This is a genomic window from Wenyingzhuangia sp. IMCC45574, assembly GCF_054182685.1.
In genome coordinates this window covers 161,293-178,835 of the sequence record NZ_CM135169.1, presented here as the reverse complement: position 1 = coordinate 178,835, position 17,543 = coordinate 161,293, and the positions used below count along the sequence as shown (strand labels likewise).

Below are 17,543 nucleotides of genomic sequence, written 5' to 3'. Positions count from 1 at the left end.
TCAACTAGTTAACAAATAAACTAAGTTATAAAAAGTAAAAGCGATGGGAACCACCCCATCGCTTTTTTATGTAATATACAATACTTAACCTATTCTTTAAAAACTCCTTTGGCAAAACCACTACCGTGACTTGCAGACCAAAATATATTTTTATCAAATGGATCAAAGCCAAAGCCCTCAATTTTATCGGGCTGTCCTAAACCTTTATTACTCTTATTCCAAGATTTCCCTCCATCTCTTGAAATATAAATTCCTGGGTTTAACAACTTAACTTTTCTATTGGGTGCAACTACTACTCCAATGTAATTTGGATCTATTTCAGAAATATCTATCCTATTGGTATTTGGCATATTAAAAATTTGCTCCCATTTTTCTCCATTATTAAAGCTACGGTACACCCCACCTTTTCCTACATTGGTTATACCATCACCGGTTGCAATGTACAATACTCCGTTTTTATCAAATTTTGTGAATTTAACGCTTGTAACCCCATTTGGCAATTTAATTTTATTCCATGACTCCCCATTATCTCCACTCTTGTATAGTCCTCCTGGCACATTTTCTTTAGAAGTTGCCAAAGAAGCGTACAATTCATTATAGTTATTATCGTACGTAAGATGCGTAACATTTAAATTTTTAGGGAGTCCTATATTTTTAATTCCCCACGTTTTTCCTCCATCTGTACTCTTATACACTCCATAATCTTTAAACTCTTTGTATTTGTAATGATTGTCTACCCATTTAGAAGTATGCCAACCTCTTTCTGTTTGCGATGGAACACAGAATAAAATAGTATTGGGAGCATCTTTATCTACAACAATACTGAATAGGTATAGCAAATGGTTTGATTTCATTTTTTCTATAGGCTTAGACAATGTTATCCACGTTTTTCCTCCGTCTGTTGATTTTCTAAAACAACCTGCATTTCTTTGTCTGTTGGTCAACGTATAAATAGTCTTTGAGTCATTTGGATCAATAGTTAAAGCAGTAATACTTACTGAATTTTCTTTTTTATCTATAGACTGTCCTTCTATTTGTTTTAGCGCTGTTGCTCCTTTATACACTTTATCTCCATCTAATGTAGTTTGCCATATTCCATGTTCTTCGGTATAAAAAAAGTACTCTCCTTTCTTATTGGTATTTAAATTCAAACCAAAACCAGGCAAATTACTATCTCCTCTTCCAACCCAGTTTCCACTGCCAGGACTCGTTTCATCATCATCTATCTGATGCCACGTTTCTCCGTGATCTTTAGAAATTAAATGTTGCTGTTCATAACATATAATTATTTCTCCATCTGCATTGGTTTGCATTAAACGAACTCCTATGGTTCCATCATGCTCATTTACTTCTTCTAAGTGCGCAAATTTTGCATTAATCCCCAATTTATTTCCAGTAGCTTTCCAGTAGTCAGCATCTAATTTATCTCCCCAATATTTACCTGCTCTTAAAGCAACCGTCCACGTTTTTCCTCCGTCCAAAGTTTTCATTAACTCCCCAGGACCAAAGCTAAAATCGTGTTTTAAGTTGTTTGAGATATAAATTTCGTTAGGGTTCTTTGGACTTACAGCTATTCTATTAAAAACTGGTAATGTTTTGCTAGGAAACTCTGGTAATTCCTTTCTGATTGCTCCCATTTTTTCTCCAAACCAATAACCGATGGTTCTATAATACAGCCAGCTTTTAGATTTTAAACTAATTTTTTGCAAGTTGTAGTTCTCCGATAAATTTCCTGTAATATTCTTCCAGTTCTCCCCATTATCCTTACTAATATAAACACCACCGTTAGCCATTGTCGTTTTACCTTTTTTACTGTATGTAGTTTGTAAAACACAGTACAAATAGAACTGCTTGTCCCTTTTACTATAATACGAAGTTAAATCTCTTACATTGTTATATGGAAGTCCGTTGCTAGACTCTACCCAAGACTTTCCTCCGTTTTTTGATTTATACAAACCATAATTAGTTAAAGCAAAAACATTTTTAGAATTGTTAGGATCAACAATAATTCTTCCTACATCTAAATCTTTAGATACATCTGTTAAAATTCTTTTCCAAGTTTTACCTGCATTGGTAGTTTTAAAAATTTGACCGTAATCTGTGTTATTACTTTTAGTTCCATGTGGTTTCTTAAGACTTCTATGTATATCCTTTACTTTCCAATACTGCCCTCCCCCAACATACCAAGTATCTTTATCATTAGGATCTATGGCTATTACAGAGTTTTTCTTTTTACCAGGGAAACTTTTTACTGGCAACCAATTTATACCTTTGTTGTAAGTTACATTCAGCTGTCCTTTGGTTAACATCAAACCAAAATTCTCATCTTCCGTAGAAAATGTAATCCAATTAGGACGGATATCACTCCCCTTTCCATCAAAATCGTTTAGTGTCACCCAAGACTTACTTTTATTATTTGTTCGGTACGCGTTTCCCATATCGTAATTTACAAACATGGTATTCGCATCTGTAGGGTGAATAAACAAATCCTCGCTATACCCAGAATTACCAGGACCTATTAATGTCCACTGTACCCTATTGTCACTTTCTATTCGTTCGGTTTGCAGTTTCTTAAAATAAGCGTTGTTTTGAGCAAATCCTATTGTTTGCATACAGGCCAACAAAGCCCAAACTATTTTCTTCATCTTTCTTGGTTTATCTTAATTCCAAAATTAGAAAGGATACTTATGAAACGAGAAAACAAATGGTTTAATGGAAAGAATTATTGAATTGATTTTATATTTTTAAAGAAAACAATTTCAATGAAAAAAAACATATCTATTCTATTCGCTTTATTTGTATTTACACATATAAGCTTCTCTCAAAATGCACAGAACATAAAGAGTAAAGTAAATAGTGCTACTGTTTTCTTAAACAAAGCTCAGGTCAATAGAACGGTCAAAGTTCCACTTAAAAAAGGAATTTCTTTAATCAACTTCGAGAAACTTTCTCCTTTTATAGATGCAAAGAGCATACAAGTAAAAGTAAATCCTAGCGTTCATATTTTATCTGTTAATCATAAAAAGAACTTTATCAACAAAACTAAGAAGTCCGAAAAAGTAAAAGTTCTTGAAGCTAAGATTGATAAAATTCAAGATCAGATTACATTGGCTAACACAGAATCTGATATTATCACCCAAAACATAGATTTTTTACAAAAGAACAAAATGATTGGAGGTACCAATCAAACATTAACGGTGTCGAATCTTAGACAAACTGCGGATTACTATGCCAACCAATACAAAAAGTTTCGATTAGAAAGATTGACACTTAATCAGAAAATTGATGATTTACGAGATGAAAAAAGTAAACTTCAAAAAGAAATAAGAACCATTAGTACTACAAAAGACCATCCGACAGGAGAGATATTTGTAAAAGTAGAAACTACCAAAGAAGAAACAGGAATTTTTGAAATTACCTACTTGGTGGGTAATGTTAGCTGGTTTCCTTCTTACGACATTAAAGCCACCAACATTAACGAGCCTTTACATGTAACATACAAAGCAAACCTTCAACAAAACTCTCAAGTTGACTGGACGAATATCAATATTAGTTTTTCTTCTGATGACCCTAAAACCTCTAGTGTTGCACCTGAATTAACCCCTTATAAACTATCTTTTAATCAAAGAAGAGGGAGAAAGAGTAAAGAAAAAATTACACAAGTAGCTGGGACTATTTTTGGAGATGACAATGAACCTTTAATTGGTGCTACGGTGAATGCCATTGGCTCTAACATTAATACTGCTACAGATTTTGATGGTAAATATTCTTTAAGCATCCCTAATAACACCAATAGTTTACAAGCCTCTTACCTCGGATACAAATCACAAGTTAAATCTATTAGTAGCGATGTGGTGAATTTTAGACTACAAGCAGAAGCAGGTAGCTTAGACGAAGTAGTTGTAGTGGGTTATGGAACACAGAAAAAGAAAGAAATTACTGGTGCAGTAGCATCTGTTAATGCTGACAATATTAGAATTAGAGGAATTAATTCTATATCTGGTAACAACCAACCTTTGTATGTTGTAGACGGTATTCCTTATGATTCTGACCCTAACTTATCACCAGATGATATAGCCTCTATAGATGTATTAAAAGACGGTGCATCTTCAGCTATATATGGTACTCGAAGTGCTGGAGGAGTAATTCTAATCACCACCAAAAACGGGATGAACGCTACTACAACTTTAAGTCAAACCGCAGTTAATTTTAACTTAAATAAGAAACAAACCTTTAAGAGCGATGTTAAAGCGAAAGAAATAAAGTTAACTACCTTAAACATCCCTGCAGAATACCAATATTTTACCGTACCTAAAATCAACAAATCAGCTTACTTAATTGCTAAAATTAAAAACTGGGAACAATACCAACTATTAGATGGTGAAACCAATATTTTCTTTGACAATACCTTTAAAAGTAAAGGCTTATTAGACTTAAGTTCTATTAAGGATGAAATTATTATCTCTTTGGGTGTAGACAAACAAATTAATATAGATAGAACCCAAACAGACCAAAATACAGATAGAAAATTCCTAAGTAAAAATGTTGAAACATTAAAACACTGGAAAGTTACCATCAAAAACAATAAAAACGAGGACATCAACATTCAAGTACTAGACCAGGTTCCCGTTTCTATAGTTGATGCTATTAAAGTAGAAGTACTAACTATTTCTGATGCCAAATTAGATGACAAATCTGGAGAGTTAAAATGGAACTTATCTATTCCTAAAAGAACCGCTACTTCTTTAGATATAGTATATAAGGTTACACATCCTAAAAACAGAAAGTTGATTATTGAATAGTGACCTTCTTTAAAGATTTTCTAACACCCAATGCATTGTACATTGGGTGTTGTTTTTTCAACTATTTTCTATAGTTTTTGATAAGAAACAAGCCTATATTGACCCAAATAATACATTATTCATTTTAACAAGATATATTTGATTGAACCTTAAAAAATATATCATGAATTTTAAAAAAATAGTATTTGCGCTTGCATTGGTAGTATCAACAACAGCATTTTCTCAAAAATGGGCTGAAAACATGGGTAAAAAGCTAGCAACCAAATTAAATACTACACTGGTAACCAGTAGTGAAGAATTAAAATTAACAGAAGATCAAACTTCTAAAATTGCGGCTATTTACACCAATTTAATGATTATTAAATCTGATGCTAAAACTAAAATGACCAAAGAAGGTACGTTTACTAAAAAAGCACACTGGAAAGCTACTTTTCCGCAACAAAAAGAAGCAAACGTAGCTATTAGAGCCTTGTTAACTCAACCTCAAAAGAAAGCTTTTAACGAAAGCTTGCAAAAAAAGAAAAAATAAGAGAATCTTATTATGTATAAGTATGTAAAGGAGCTTAATAATTAAGCTCCTTTTTTATTTCTTTAACATTCCATCCAAAGAATATTTACCCGATCCCTGAATAAACAGTACCAAATAAACCGCTAAATACAATATTGACTTTTCTTGGGTTCCAAACGCATCGTTTGCATGTACCATAAATAAGGCAATTGCCATTGTAACTATTAAAGGAATTAATGCCAAGCGAGTTAATAACCCCAATACCAACAATGCAGAACAAATAACCTCTGCAAAAACCGCCAACCCTAAAGAGGGCATTGCTCCTATACCTAAAGGATCTAAAAATTTAATTTCTCCACCTGCAAATAATTTTGTCCATTTAGACAATCCATGACCGTAGAACATTCCTACACCCACAGTAACACGTAAAACCAAAAGAGCTAAATTGTCTCCCCAAGATTTATTGCTTTGTAAATATTTTTTCATTGTTATATAATTTATTTCGTTGTTTAGCGTCTACGTCTACCCGAATAAGTCATTGCTTCTCCCTTACCAAATCCATAACTTAAACCAAAGGTGATAAAACGTCCTCTTTGACCAAAATTATATTGATACACTGCATCGTTATCTATAATTCGTTCTGTTATTCTAGATTCAAAAATATCTCTAATCGCGAAATTTGCAACTACTTTTCCTTTCAATATTTTTTTTCTTATTCCTATATCCATAAAAGCAAAACCAGATACTACTCCCTGAAACGTTTGGTATTTAGATCTGTAATTTCCTGTAAGTTCTATGTCTATTTCTTTAGGGAGTTCTATCTTAGAATTGATACGTGTACTCCATCTATCATTGGAGAAATTAAATTGTTGTGTTTCATAACTCCCTTTTCTATTAAAATAATTCCAGTTAAAATCTCCATTAAAAGACAACCATTTTAAAGGAATATACTTCCCATTAAATTCTAGCCCTGTTAGTCTATTGCTACCAATATTAAAAGGGGTTGTAGTAGTAACACTACCATTTACAATAGCTACTCTTTCAATTACATCGGTTGTAAAACGATGATAAATACTGGTATTTAAACTTGCTTTTCCAATTTTATATACAGTGGTAAATTCATAGGAATCTGCAAATTGAGGCAATAATTCTGGATTTCCAGTTCTAATATTAAACAAATCTCTAATGGTTAAAAAAGGGTTTAAATCCCACAACCTAGGTCTGTAAATTCGTTTAGAATACCCTAACTGTACCGAAATATCTTTTTTAATTTTATAAGAGGTATGCAACGTAGGAAATAGATTGGTATAGGTATCTCCGTTTTTTTGGTTGGTATTTTGTAACAATGTGTTTAAATCTGTATGCTCTGCTCTTAACCCTAATTTTAGTCCCCATTTTTGTCCTTCATACGCTCCCGTAAAATAGACTCCTAGTACTTTTTGATCGTATTCAAAATTATTGGTCAAATTTGGATCTGCAACCCAATTGCTTCCATCATAATCTCTTACCTCAAAATTATTTTCCACATCGTTAATTACAAACTGTGCTCCCGTTTCTAAGGTATAATGTGTTGCAATAGGATTGGTATAATCTAATTTAAATGTATAATCAGCTTGTTGATAGTAATTATCGGTTTGCTGATTTTCTGGAGCCTTAGTCCCTATTACATTCTGATTGAAAAATTCAGACGTTAAATCTTTTCCAAAAAACCTACCCAATGCACTAAACAACAAAGTATGATCTTCGTTATTTTTAAACTGTTTCTTATAATTTAAATCGTATTGCCATTTAGGATTGGTCGCTTCCGTTTCTTCTTTTCTATTCCACTCTGCAAGCAATAAATCATTTTCGAATTCTGAATAATATGTTTTAGAGGGTTGATCTTCTAATTCATAAGCATAACTACCAGATAAGGTGATTACATTTAAATCGTCTATATGGTAATCTGTTCCTAAAATAAGATTTGCAAATGTTTCGTTTCTATACGATCTTCCGTTACTCTCTAAACCTGTTCCACTTGTCTTACTTCTTGTAATATTCTTATTATCTCTTGGTAAAGATCTATGCCCTACTCCAAACTGAGTAAACAAATTAAACTTCTCGGTTCTTCTATTTAAACTAACTCCTATACTGTGATTATCTGGTGCTCCTGTATTTACAGAAACAGAACCGTTTAAACCCTCTTTTTCTTCTTTTTTAAGAATAATATTTAAGATTCCCGCACTTCCTTCAGCATCGTACTTTGCAGACGGATTGGTAATTACTTCTATGCTTTCTATCATATCTGCAGTAATTGTTCCTAAAGCATTGCTTCCACTATCCGTTAAAACAGATGGACTCCCGTTAATTAAAATTTGCACCCCTGTACTACCTCTTAAGCTAACCTCTCCTTCTATATTTACATTTACAGACGGCACATTATTTAAAACTTCCAAAGCACTCATTCCTGTACTAGCAATGTCTTTTCCTACGTTAAACACTTTTCTGTCTAGCTTAAACTGTGTTTTAGAAACTTCTGCTCTTAATTCCACAGCATCTAAAGAAGCAGTTGCTTCTTCTAAAAAAATGGTCCCTAAATCTATACTTCTTTTTCCTTTAGGAATTTCCCTAATTGTTTTGGTTTTAAAACCAATAAAACTAATTTCTACTAAAAAATTACGGGCACGTACATCTAGACTAAAAACACCATTTTCATTTGTGTTACTTCCCAAAATCGTCTTTTGGGTTTCTTTATCTTTAATTAGAATCGTTGCAAATGGAATAGCTGATTTAGTAGCTACTTCCTTTACCGTTCCTACAATAACAACCGATTGCTCTTGAGCAAAAGAATGAAACACGAAACTCACAAAAAAAATGAAAAAACAAACTTTTCTCATAACGAATAAATCTTCTTTATTTAACAGCATTAAGTACGCAATATTTTTCCATAAACTATCTAATTAGGCTAAAAAATATCTCCTATTTACTCAGAGGCTTCTTTTTTGGAATAATTTCAGACAAATTAATAAATCAAATACCTATACAGACTATTCATTTACGTAAGAAGTCATATTAATTTAGTTTCAGAATTATTTTTGAACTAGAATTAACCAAAAATATAATAACCCATGAACGTTAAAAAATTAGTACTTGGATTGGCATTGGTAGTATCTACTAGTGTTTTCTCACAAAAATGGATAGACAATCAAGTAAACAACGAATTAGCTAAAACTAACAAAATGTTAACAGAAACAGACAAAGCGTTAGTGTTAACAGAGGAGCAAACAGTAAAAATAAAAGCAATTTATAAAGAATTTGCTTTGATAAGAGCTGAAAAGGGAAAGACCATTAAAGACAAAAAAGAATTATGGGCTGCTTTAAAACCTCAATTAAAAGAAAAAAACACAAAGGTAAACGAGTTGCTTTCTGAAGAGCAAAAACAAGCATTAAGACAAGCTTGGAGAAAAAATAATAAGAAGTAATTATTACATTTAAGGCTATCTATACAGATAGCCTTTTTTTATTCATAATTTTCTAAACTCGCTTTAATTCGCTCCTTAATAATCGTCACAAAATCTGGAGGAGAAACAACTTTTAAAGCCTCTCCAAAAGACAAAATTTGTTGTTCTAGTTCGTAGTTAGGAATTACATCCAACGTAAAAGTCAATCCTTTTTCATTTAGCACTCCATTTTTCTGACTTCCATGCATAGGTTGTGTTAACATATAAGCTGCCAAACTTTTATTAGCCTGTAAAGTAATTGTTGTAATATCCGCTTCTAAGCCTCTGGTTACACCAATAACATCCTCATAACGCTCTATAAAATCAATATCAGAAACTAAATAAGGTTCATTCACTTCTTTTATAGACACAATTCTATCAATAGACAAAGTGGTAATAGGGTTGTATTTTGAATGTGTCCCCAATACAAACCATCTATTATCATATTGCTTTAAATATTGTGGATGCATGGAGAACAACTCTACTCCCTCGTTACGAAAAGTCTGATACTCTATATGTAATACTTTTTGATATAAAATGGCATTGAATAAAGTATTTAAATGCTCTAATCCTTTTAAAAACGGATTGGTTTCAAAACCTAGAATCTCCCTTGGGCTTTCATGAATTCCAAAATCTTTTTCTAGCTTTAGTGTTAATTCTTCTACCCAACCAAATTGCGGCAATCCTTTAATACGATTTAGTGTTAACAAGGCTTCTTTTAATTGCTGAGCCTCTGTTTCGTTCATAGGCTGGCTGTTAATAGAAAAATTAGTATCTGCATATTGATAATAAGCACTTCTCCCCTCCTTGGTAATTTCCAATTCAACTCCGTACCCTTGCTCACTCTTCATAAAATTAATATCATCGTACACCTGTCTACGCTTAACACCGTCGGTACTACCATTAAAATCATACAAAGCCTGATTACAAGCTTCAATCAAATCTTTCATGGCATATCTCTTTCCTGTATTTCTAAAACATTTGTCTAACGCTTGGTAACGGATAATTGCATTTTTATTGGTAGCCATCTAATAGGTTTTGGATTGTTTTCATCAAAAATAATGAATTGTGCAGAAACACAACACACATAACCAACATCTTTGTAAAAGAATTAAATGATTAAAATTATAACCTTAAATATTTCACCTTATGAAAGCTTTAACATTACACGAACAAAGAAAAAGATTGAACCAAATTTTTGATGCTATTATCAGCAATCCGCATTTGTCAGAAAAAGAATATGATAGCGCTATGCAAGATTGGATTTCTGCCAATCAAAAATTAGAAGCCAAAGAAGAAAAAAGAGAACAAGAGTTTAAAGGAATGTATTTAAGTCAGCAAGACCAACACTTGGCTTTTATTTATTAAAACTACATTCGTTTAAATTGAACTTGACCTCCAACAGGTACTTGAGCCAAGATATTACATGCTTGCTCTGTTAAATTTACCATTCTTAAATAACCACCGGTAGTTGGAGCGTCTGCCATCATTACTATTGGCTGACCTCCTTTGGTTATTTGTACGGTTCCTTTAACAATACCCGATGAAATTATTTCGTCGCGTTTGGGCAATTCAACAAAAGCCCCTTCTAAGCGAACACCAATTCTATTGCTATTTTGGTGTACTTTAAATTGGGTGTTAAAAAATGTATTTTTACTTTCTTGGGAAAACCAATCCCATTCTGGACCTGGTAAACAATCTAGCTTTACTTTATTTTTATGTTCTGCTGGTTTAAGTTTAGATATGTTTTGTTGTAAGTATTTGTTATTTAAAGGCAATATATCTCCTTTTTGTAGTTTTCTGCCTTCCAAACCTCCTAATTTAGCAGGTAGGTAAGTAGATTTACTTCCCAAGTCTCTTTCTACATTAAAACCACCCGCTACAGCCAAATATCCATATACTCCTGTTTTTGCACCAGATAGTATAACAATGTCTCCTTTAGATATTTCTAAAGCCTTGTACATAGCTACGTTCTTACCATTTTGTTTGGGTTGCATGTTAGCTCCAGTTATTGCAATGGTTATATTCTCTTGTGCTTTAAATTTAATCCCCAATAAGGTCATCTCTATCAATACTGTATCCTTAGGATTGTCTACTAATAAATTGGCCAACATTGCAGCTCTTGTATCCATAAAACCACTTACAGGAATTCCCATATCCTGAAATCCATACCTACCTCCATCTTGCAACGTAGATGAAACTCCTGGAGAAATAATTTCTATGCTCATCTTTTTTTGATTTTAGTAAATTCTTTAGCAGAAATAGGAACAAACTTTATATAATCTCCCATTTGTGCCAAAGAAGGCTGGTCTTTAGAAAATAACTGAATTGGTGTTTGGCCTATAATTTGCCAACCTCCCGGAGTTTCTAATGGATAAATTCCCGTTTGTTGATCTGCCAAGCCAACAGCTCCCTTTTCTATTTTTACTCTTGGAGTTTCTTTTCTAGGTGTAAAAAGTCTTTTATCTAAACCTCCTAAATACATAAACCCAGGAGCAAAGCCCAATAGATAAACCAAATAAGGTTTAGCAGTATGTATTTCTATAATTTCATCAATAAAAAGTCCTGTTTTACTAGACACCTCTTGTATGTCTAAAGCATAAGGTTCTTCGTAACAAACTGGTATTTCTATAACCGTTGAAGTCTCTTTGGTATTTGTAGTATTGAACTTGGTTTTTTCTAAAAACAACTGTAAAAACGCTGCATCTATCTCATTAGGATTAAAAACAACCGTAAGCGAGTTGTAGGCAGGAATTAAAGAAACAATTCCTTTTAAGTTTATCTTTTTTAATTGCTGATACGAAGCTTTGATACATAAATGTATCTCTAATGAAATTGAATTTTCAAATTTCATTAAAAAAGCGGTCTCTCCATATGGTATTACCTCATATTGCATTTTTAATCTCTATATGATTTTCTTTACATTTATTAGAAACAAAGGACAATAACTCCAAAGCCTCTGGTGTATCTCCATGAAAACAAATACTGTCTATATCTACAGATAACGTTCTTTCTTCTATACTTATTATGTGGTTGTTAAGTACCATTGTTTTTACTTGCTCCCATACCTCCTCTTTCTGATGCAATACTCCTTTTACATGATCTCTAGATACCAAACTTCCATCTTGATGGTATTTTCTATCTGCAAAAGCTTCTTTTATAAAAAATAGATAATGCTGTTTTGCAACTTCTTCTAAAACAGACCCTGCCAATCCCATTAAACCAACACTAGGCTCAATCTCTTTTATAACATCTACCAACAACGTTGCCATTTGTAAATCTTTTGCCGCTTTATTATACAAAGCTCCATGAGGTTTTACATACCTAACTACAGTTCCTTCTTCTCTGGCAATATTTATTAAATCGTGAATTTGTTTTCTTAACGTAATTTTTAAAAACTCTGGTGTAATTTCCATTTCCTTACGTCCAAAATTTTCTAGATCTGGATAAGACGGATGCGCACCGATGGTAACCCCGTTAGCCTTAGCCAAACGAATGGTTGCCCGCATGGAGTTTTCTGTTCCTGTATGTCCTCCACAAGCTATATTGCACGATGAAATTAATTGCATTAACTCTTCATCAAACAAAAAACCCTCTCCTAAATCCGCATTAATATCCATATAAACTACTTAACTATTTCATGGGTTAAAATAGAAATATTTAAGTAGAAAAGTAATGACATAGGTTTATTAAAACAATCTTTTTAAGAAATCGTTCATAAACATACCCTTAGGGTCTAAATAAGTACGTAAAGTGCTAAATTCTTGCCATTTTGGATATAAAGAAACCAACTCATCTTTGGTATAATGTGTTGCTTTTGCCCAGTGTGGCCTCCCAGCATGGGCTGCAAAAATAGTATGAACGTCTTTAAAATAAGCATCATAATCTGGTACCTTTCCAAAAGGTTGATAGGCAATAATTCCTATATAACATGTTAAGCGACCGTGAGCCATACTTAAAGCAGCATTGTTTTCTGGTGCAAATCGGACCTCTATAGGCATGTGAACATTGTATTTCTTTTCTTTTAGCAGTTGCTCTATTTTTTTTAATACGCTTTCTGTTGCTTCAAAAGGAACTCCATACTCCATTACCTTTTGTTTTACTTTTATAGGCAACGTAAATGCATCTAAAAAATCCGTTGTGTAAGTACCTTCTTTGCTTAGCAACTTCTGAAACATAAAGTTATTTAACGCAGGAACCTTCTTTTTAAAGAAAGAGGTAAACCACAATCCTAATTCGTGTACAAAATTCCCTAGAAATAAATCGGTATACCAGTTGTTAAAAGAATTTTGTTGAGAAGTACTTTCTGTTGTTTTATGTGCCTCCCAATACTGTACCTTATTTACATGAGGCACCCACCAAAAACGCATATAATCATCCGTTAGTGCTTTGGGAATGTTTGCCAACATCTCATCAAAAGAAAGCGATTTGGTGGTGATTTTTAAATTGTAGTTAGGAACTAATTTTAACGTTACTGTAGAAACAATTCCCAAGGCCCCCAATCCTACAACAGCTGTATTAAATTTTTCTACATCTACTTCTTTATCAAAAGTTTTGATAGTTCCATTGGCAGTTATTACCGTAAAAGCCAAAATACTCTGATCTAAAGAACCGTGTGTTACCCCAGAACCATGAGTACCAGTTGCAATAGCTCCCGCAATACTCTGAACCACTATAGTTCCCAAATTATCAAAAGCTAAATTGTTCTCTAATGCAAATTTGGCTATTTCTTCTAAACTAGCTCCCGCTTGTACCGTAACAATTCCAGTATCAGAATTACAACTTAAAATTTTATTATACGCTTTTAAATTGAGTAAGTACCCACCTTTAGTCTGCCCTATTTTAGACCAAGAATGCCCAGATCCAACTACCTTAACAGTTTGTTTTGTTTCTATAGCACTTGTAACAACGGCAAGAATTTCCTCTTCTGTTGTAGGATACAAAATAACATCTGGAGTAGATTCAAAAGAACTAGACCAATTTTTCCATTTTTGGGTATTCAACATAAAAGAATAAATTCTTAGGTTATCTAATTTGTTTGACACTGTTAATAAAATGCAAAAGAAAACATACAATTCCAAGTACAAAACTAAAGCTTTAGTATGTGTTTATTTTAAATCATTACACATTAAACCGTAAAACTAATCTTGTTCAAAATATTCTTTACCAAAACCTATTAAATAAACCTTTTCTTTGGCACGCGTAACCGCAGTATACAACCAACGCATGCTGTCTCTATTCAAACCATCGGGCAAGTAAGGTTGCTCTATAAAAATAGTATCCCATTGTCCTCCCTGAGATTTATGACAGGTCATAGCATAAGCAAACTTTATTTGTAGGGCATTAAAGTAATGATTGTTCTTAACAGACAACATTTGTCTATACTTAGACCTTTCTTCTGCATAGTCCAACAATACTTCGTTATACAAACGGTTAGACTCTTCGTAAGATAAAGAAGGGGTTTCGGAAGTTAATGTATCTAATAAGAGTACTGTATCAATAGGTTTTAAGTCTACGTAATCAATTAACCTAAGCCTAACTTCGGCAAAACGGAAACCATATAATTCCTTAATAGCATATATTTCTTGAACCTCAGCAATATCACCATTGGCAATAAAATCTGCTTCTGTACTATCTTTTAACCAGAAATAATTGTTTTTAACAATCATTACATAATCGCCAGCAGAAATTTCACTTTCTTGACCACGTATCTTCGTTCTAATTTGCTGATTGTATTGGTTGGCTCTTTTATTAGAACGCACAATAAATGCAGTATCTTCTACTCCTGCTCTATCGTATGCATTTACAATGGCTTCTTCTATATCGTAACCATCTTGCAAACGGATGATATCTGGAAAATCTAAATTAAACTGGAAATCTAAATAGAAGTCTTCATCTAAATGATTCCTTAGAACTGTAGCATTGTTTAAAATCCCTGAGTTTTTGTGCTGTCTTGTAACTTCGTCTAGCTCTAATAAATAAGGGTTCTTGTCGTAGTTTATCGCTAATGTTTCATCAGATAAAGCAGGACTCAATTCAGATTTTACAGGAGGAAGCTGAGCAGTATCACCTATAAAAATCAATTTACAATTCATACCATTGTACACATACTCCATTAAATCGTCTAAAAGAGAATTCTTATCAAATAGCGTTACATCACCAGAACCATCTGCTATCATAGAGGACTCATCTACTATAAAAAAGGTATTGGTATGCTTATTAGGTTGTTTTACAAAAGCAACATTTCCATTAGACTGTTTCTTGGGATGGTATATTTTCTTGTGTATGGTGTACGCTTTTTTCTTAGAGTAATTAGAAATTACTTTTGCAGCTCTACCGGTTGGTGCTAACAAAACAAACTTTTTACCTACCTCCCATAAATTATTTACATAGGTACTCATTATGGTCGTTTTTCCGGTACCAGCATACCCTTTTAGCACAAAAATTGCATCATCATCTTTATCAAAAGAAAATTCAGCCAACTGCTGTAACAGATTTTGCTGAATTTGGGTAGGTTCAAAAGGGAACTTCTTGTACAGTTTTTTATAAAACTCAGAGGCAGATTTTATCATATAAAAGCTTTACACAAATATAAAGATTGAAAATGTCTTAAAAGTTTTTATGAATGAAAAAAAATTGTAGATTTGTTCTCGTTCATTCAAAATTAATCTAGAAAAAATGATATTATTTATTCTTTTAGGGGTAATCGTTGCAGTTGCGTTAGCGTTGGTAATTGTAAAATTTGTGCCTGTAAAATTAACTCCAGTTATTTCGATTGTTTTATTAGCGTCTGCTGGATACTTATCTTACTTAATCTATAGTGGAATTATGGAACCTATTAAGTTCCACAAAGAGAAGAAAGTACGTTATGCAAAAGTGATTAAACAATTAAAAATGATTGCTGATGCACAAGATGCACACAACTCAATTTTAGGAAAGTTTACAAGTAGCGGAGAAGGATTAATTCAATTCATTGATACAGCGAAGTTTCCTATTACAAGTTCTCGTATTGAAATACAAGAAGAGAACAGAGGTACTAGTTGGTCTCCTTTAATGGTTGAAGTAGAAGTAAAAGTAACAGATACTGTAGGATGGGAACCTGTTAAAGACAAAATCTTTAAAGGTCGTGACTATCAAAACATGCTAACTGTTCCTGGAACAGACAAGCAATTTAAGATTGAAACTTCTGCTATTTTAAGAGCTAATAAAGTTTTAGCTTCTGTATTTGAAGTTCAAATTGACAAAGCAGATATTTTAGAAGGATTAAGCAAATCTTTAATTAAGCAAGAGAAAGAAGCTTTAGGAGGAGATGATATTCCTGGTGGAGTAATTGCTATTGGTTCTTTAGACGAGGTTAGTGTTAATGGAAATTGGCCTCCTTTATATGATGCAATGATAAAAAATGAGTAACGAGCATAACTCATACAATCATAAAAGTTTATCCATCCAACTTAGTTCGGATGGATTTTCTTTTTGTGTGTATAATACAACGACTAATGTGTACGAGAATTTAGTACACATCCCTTTTAGCAAAAGGATTTCGCTTCCTAATGAATTGCTAGCCGAAGTAAAAACTGTTTTTGAAACAGAAGAATTACTACATCAACATTACGGTGAACTAACATTAATTCACCATAATGATTTAAACACGTTTGTTCCTAAAATTCACTTTGATGAAGACTTGGTTCACGAGTATTTAAAAAACACGGTTAAAACCTTTAGAAACGATTTTGTTAGCTACGATGAAATTCCCAAAGTAGAAGCCAATAATGTTTACATTCCTTATGTAAATATTAACAACTATATTTTTGATTCTTTTGGGGAGTTTACCTACTTACACTCTTCTACTGTTTTCTTAGAAAATATTTTAAAAGCATTTACAGTAGATGTTAAAACGATGTTTGTAAATGTGTATGCAAATAATTTTCAGCTTTTTGTGTTAGAAAACAACAAATTGGTATTACACAATCATTTTAGTTATGCTACCAAAGAAGACTTTGCTTATTATATATTGTTTGTAGCAGAACAGTTAAAAATGAACCCAAATGAATTTAACTTACATTTATTTGGCGAAATTAACGAAGAAGACCCAAACTATCAGTTATTGTATAACTATGTCAGAAATATTCTTATTTATGCCAAAGTAAACGAGCAACTCTCTGACACAATACAAGCTTCTCCACAAGAAAATTTTAATTTATTACAATTACACCTATGAGAATTATCTCAGGAAAATATAAATCTAGGAGATTGGTAGCTCCCAAAAACTTACCTGTTAGGCCTACTACAGATATGGCCAAAGAAGGGCTGTTTAATATTTTAAACAACTGGTATTATTTTCACGAATTAAAGGTGTTAGACCTGTTCTCGGGTACTGGGAATATTAGCTTTGAATTTGCCTCTAGAGGTACAGAAGATATCTTAGCTGTAGATCAACACAGTGGTTGTATTCATTTTATAAACAAAACGGCTACAGATTTAGATTTAAACATTCAAACCTTAAAAACAGATGTTTATTCTTTTTTAGAAAAACACAAAGGTAGTTATGATGTTGTTTTTGCTGATCCTCCTTATGACTTTACAGAAGAACAGTTTTCGAAAATAGCAACGCTGGTTTTTGAGAATGATTTATTAAGTGAGAGAGGAACTTTGGTTATAGAACACTCACAAGAAACAGATTTATCTAACGCTCCTTATTTTACCCAATCTAAACGCTACGGAGGTTGTATGTTTAGCTTTTTTGAAGTAGAATAA

16 protein-coding genes are annotated in these 17,543 nt (G+C 32.7%); 7 read left to right on the top strand and 9 right to left on the bottom strand.

Going from position 1 to position 17,543, the window contains the following annotated elements:
- Positions 1-89 precede the first annotated feature (89 nt).
- On the bottom strand, positions 90-2,645 hold the full coding sequence (locus tag ACXHHC_RS00900) for a VPS10 domain-containing protein (RefSeq protein WP_458227769.1): 2,556 nt from the start codon (positions 2,643-2,645) through the stop codon (positions 90-92).
- 117 nt (positions 2,646-2,762) lie between these two features.
- On the opposite strand from ACXHHC_RS00900, the gene ACXHHC_RS00895 reads away from it, so the two are divergent.
- Positions 2,763-4,802: a mucoidy inhibitor MuiA family protein gene (locus ACXHHC_RS00895; RefSeq protein ID WP_458227768.1), complete on the top strand. Its 2,040-nt coding sequence runs from the start codon at positions 2,763-2,765 to the stop codon at positions 4,800-4,802.
- 163 nt (positions 4,803-4,965) lie between these two features.
- Positions 4,966-5,331: a hypothetical protein gene (locus ACXHHC_RS00890; RefSeq protein WP_458227767.1), complete on the top strand. Its 366-nt coding sequence runs from the start codon at positions 4,966-4,968 to the stop codon at positions 5,329-5,331.
- Positions 5,332-5,385: 54 nt separating this feature from the next.
- On the opposite strand, the gene ACXHHC_RS00885 is transcribed toward ACXHHC_RS00890, so the two are convergent.
- Together ACXHHC_RS00885 and ACXHHC_RS00880 are read right to left on the bottom strand one after the other, a co-directional pair.
- Positions 5,386-5,796: a DoxX family protein gene (locus tag ACXHHC_RS00885; RefSeq protein ID WP_458227766.1), complete on the bottom strand. Its 411-nt coding sequence runs from the start codon at positions 5,794-5,796 to the stop codon at positions 5,386-5,388.
- A 23-nt stretch (positions 5,797-5,819) separates the two neighbouring features.
- Entirely contained in the window at positions 5,820-8,156 is a 2,337-nt protein-coding gene (locus ACXHHC_RS00880; RefSeq protein WP_458227765.1) for a TonB-dependent receptor domain-containing protein, read from the bottom strand.
- A 261-nt stretch (positions 8,157-8,417) separates the two neighbouring features.
- Between ACXHHC_RS00880 and ACXHHC_RS00875 the strand changes: the two genes are divergently transcribed.
- Positions 8,418-8,771, top strand: a complete 354-nt coding sequence (locus ACXHHC_RS00875) for a hypothetical protein (RefSeq protein WP_458227764.1) — start codon at positions 8,418-8,420, stop codon at positions 8,769-8,771.
- A 38-nt stretch (positions 8,772-8,809) separates the two neighbouring features.
- Here ACXHHC_RS00875 and ACXHHC_RS00870 read toward each other — a convergent pair whose 3' ends face one another.
- Entirely contained in the window at positions 8,810-9,817 is a 1,008-nt protein-coding gene (locus ACXHHC_RS00870; protein WP_458227763.1) for a helix-turn-helix transcriptional regulator, read from the bottom strand.
- Positions 9,818-9,938: 121 nt separating this feature from the next.
- Between ACXHHC_RS00870 and ACXHHC_RS00865 the strand changes: the two genes are divergently transcribed.
- A complete protein-coding gene (locus tag ACXHHC_RS00865; protein ID WP_458227762.1) occupies positions 9,939-10,157 on the top strand; it encodes a hypothetical protein in 219 nt (72 codons plus the stop codon).
- Positions 10,158-10,159: 2 nt separating this feature from the next.
- Here ACXHHC_RS00865 and ACXHHC_RS00860 read toward each other — a convergent pair whose 3' ends face one another.
- From ACXHHC_RS00860 to ACXHHC_RS00840, 5 genes are all read right to left on the bottom strand, one after another.
- Positions 10,160-11,017, bottom strand: a complete 858-nt coding sequence (locus ACXHHC_RS00860) for a 5-oxoprolinase subunit C family protein (protein ID WP_458227761.1) — start codon at positions 11,015-11,017, stop codon at positions 10,160-10,162.
- Entirely contained in the window at positions 11,014-11,685 is a 672-nt protein-coding gene (gene pxpB, locus ACXHHC_RS00855; protein WP_458227760.1) for a 5-oxoprolinase subunit PxpB, read from the bottom strand. The genes ACXHHC_RS00860 and pxpB overlap by 4 nt, the downstream gene beginning before the upstream one ends.
- The gene (gene pxpA, locus ACXHHC_RS00850) at positions 11,675-12,409 is read right to left on the bottom strand and encodes a 5-oxoprolinase subunit PxpA (RefSeq protein WP_458227759.1); all 735 of its coding nucleotides are present in this window, start codon (positions 12,407-12,409) and stop codon (positions 11,675-11,677) included. Before pxpA ends, pxpB begins: the two co-directional genes overlap by 11 nt.
- Before the next feature lie 69 nt (positions 12,410-12,478).
- Positions 12,479-13,795: a D-arabinono-1,4-lactone oxidase gene (locus ACXHHC_RS00845; protein WP_458227758.1), complete on the bottom strand. Its 1,317-nt coding sequence runs from the start codon at positions 13,793-13,795 to the stop codon at positions 12,479-12,481.
- 135 nt (positions 13,796-13,930) lie between these two features.
- A complete protein-coding gene (locus ACXHHC_RS00840; RefSeq protein WP_458227757.1) occupies positions 13,931-15,361 on the bottom strand; it encodes an ATP-dependent DNA helicase in 1,431 nt (476 codons plus the stop codon).
- Between the two features lie 106 nt (positions 15,362-15,467).
- On the opposite strand from ACXHHC_RS00840, the gene ACXHHC_RS00835 reads away from it, so the two are divergent.
- The 3 genes from ACXHHC_RS00835 to ACXHHC_RS00825 are packed head-to-tail and all read left to right on the top strand — an operon-like array spanning position 15,468 to position 17,543.
- On the top strand, positions 15,468-16,199 hold the full coding sequence (locus tag ACXHHC_RS00835) for a hypothetical protein (protein WP_458227756.1): 732 nt from the start codon (positions 15,468-15,470) through the stop codon (positions 16,197-16,199).
- The gene (locus ACXHHC_RS00830) at positions 16,192-17,007 is read left to right on the top strand and encodes a DUF3822 family protein (protein ID WP_458227755.1); all 816 of its coding nucleotides are present in this window, start codon (positions 16,192-16,194) and stop codon (positions 17,005-17,007) included. Before ACXHHC_RS00835 ends, ACXHHC_RS00830 begins: the two co-directional genes overlap by 8 nt.
- Positions 17,004-17,543: an RsmD family RNA methyltransferase gene (locus ACXHHC_RS00825; RefSeq protein WP_458227754.1), complete on the top strand. Its 540-nt coding sequence runs from the start codon at positions 17,004-17,006 to the stop codon at positions 17,541-17,543. Before ACXHHC_RS00830 ends, ACXHHC_RS00825 begins: the two co-directional genes overlap by 4 nt.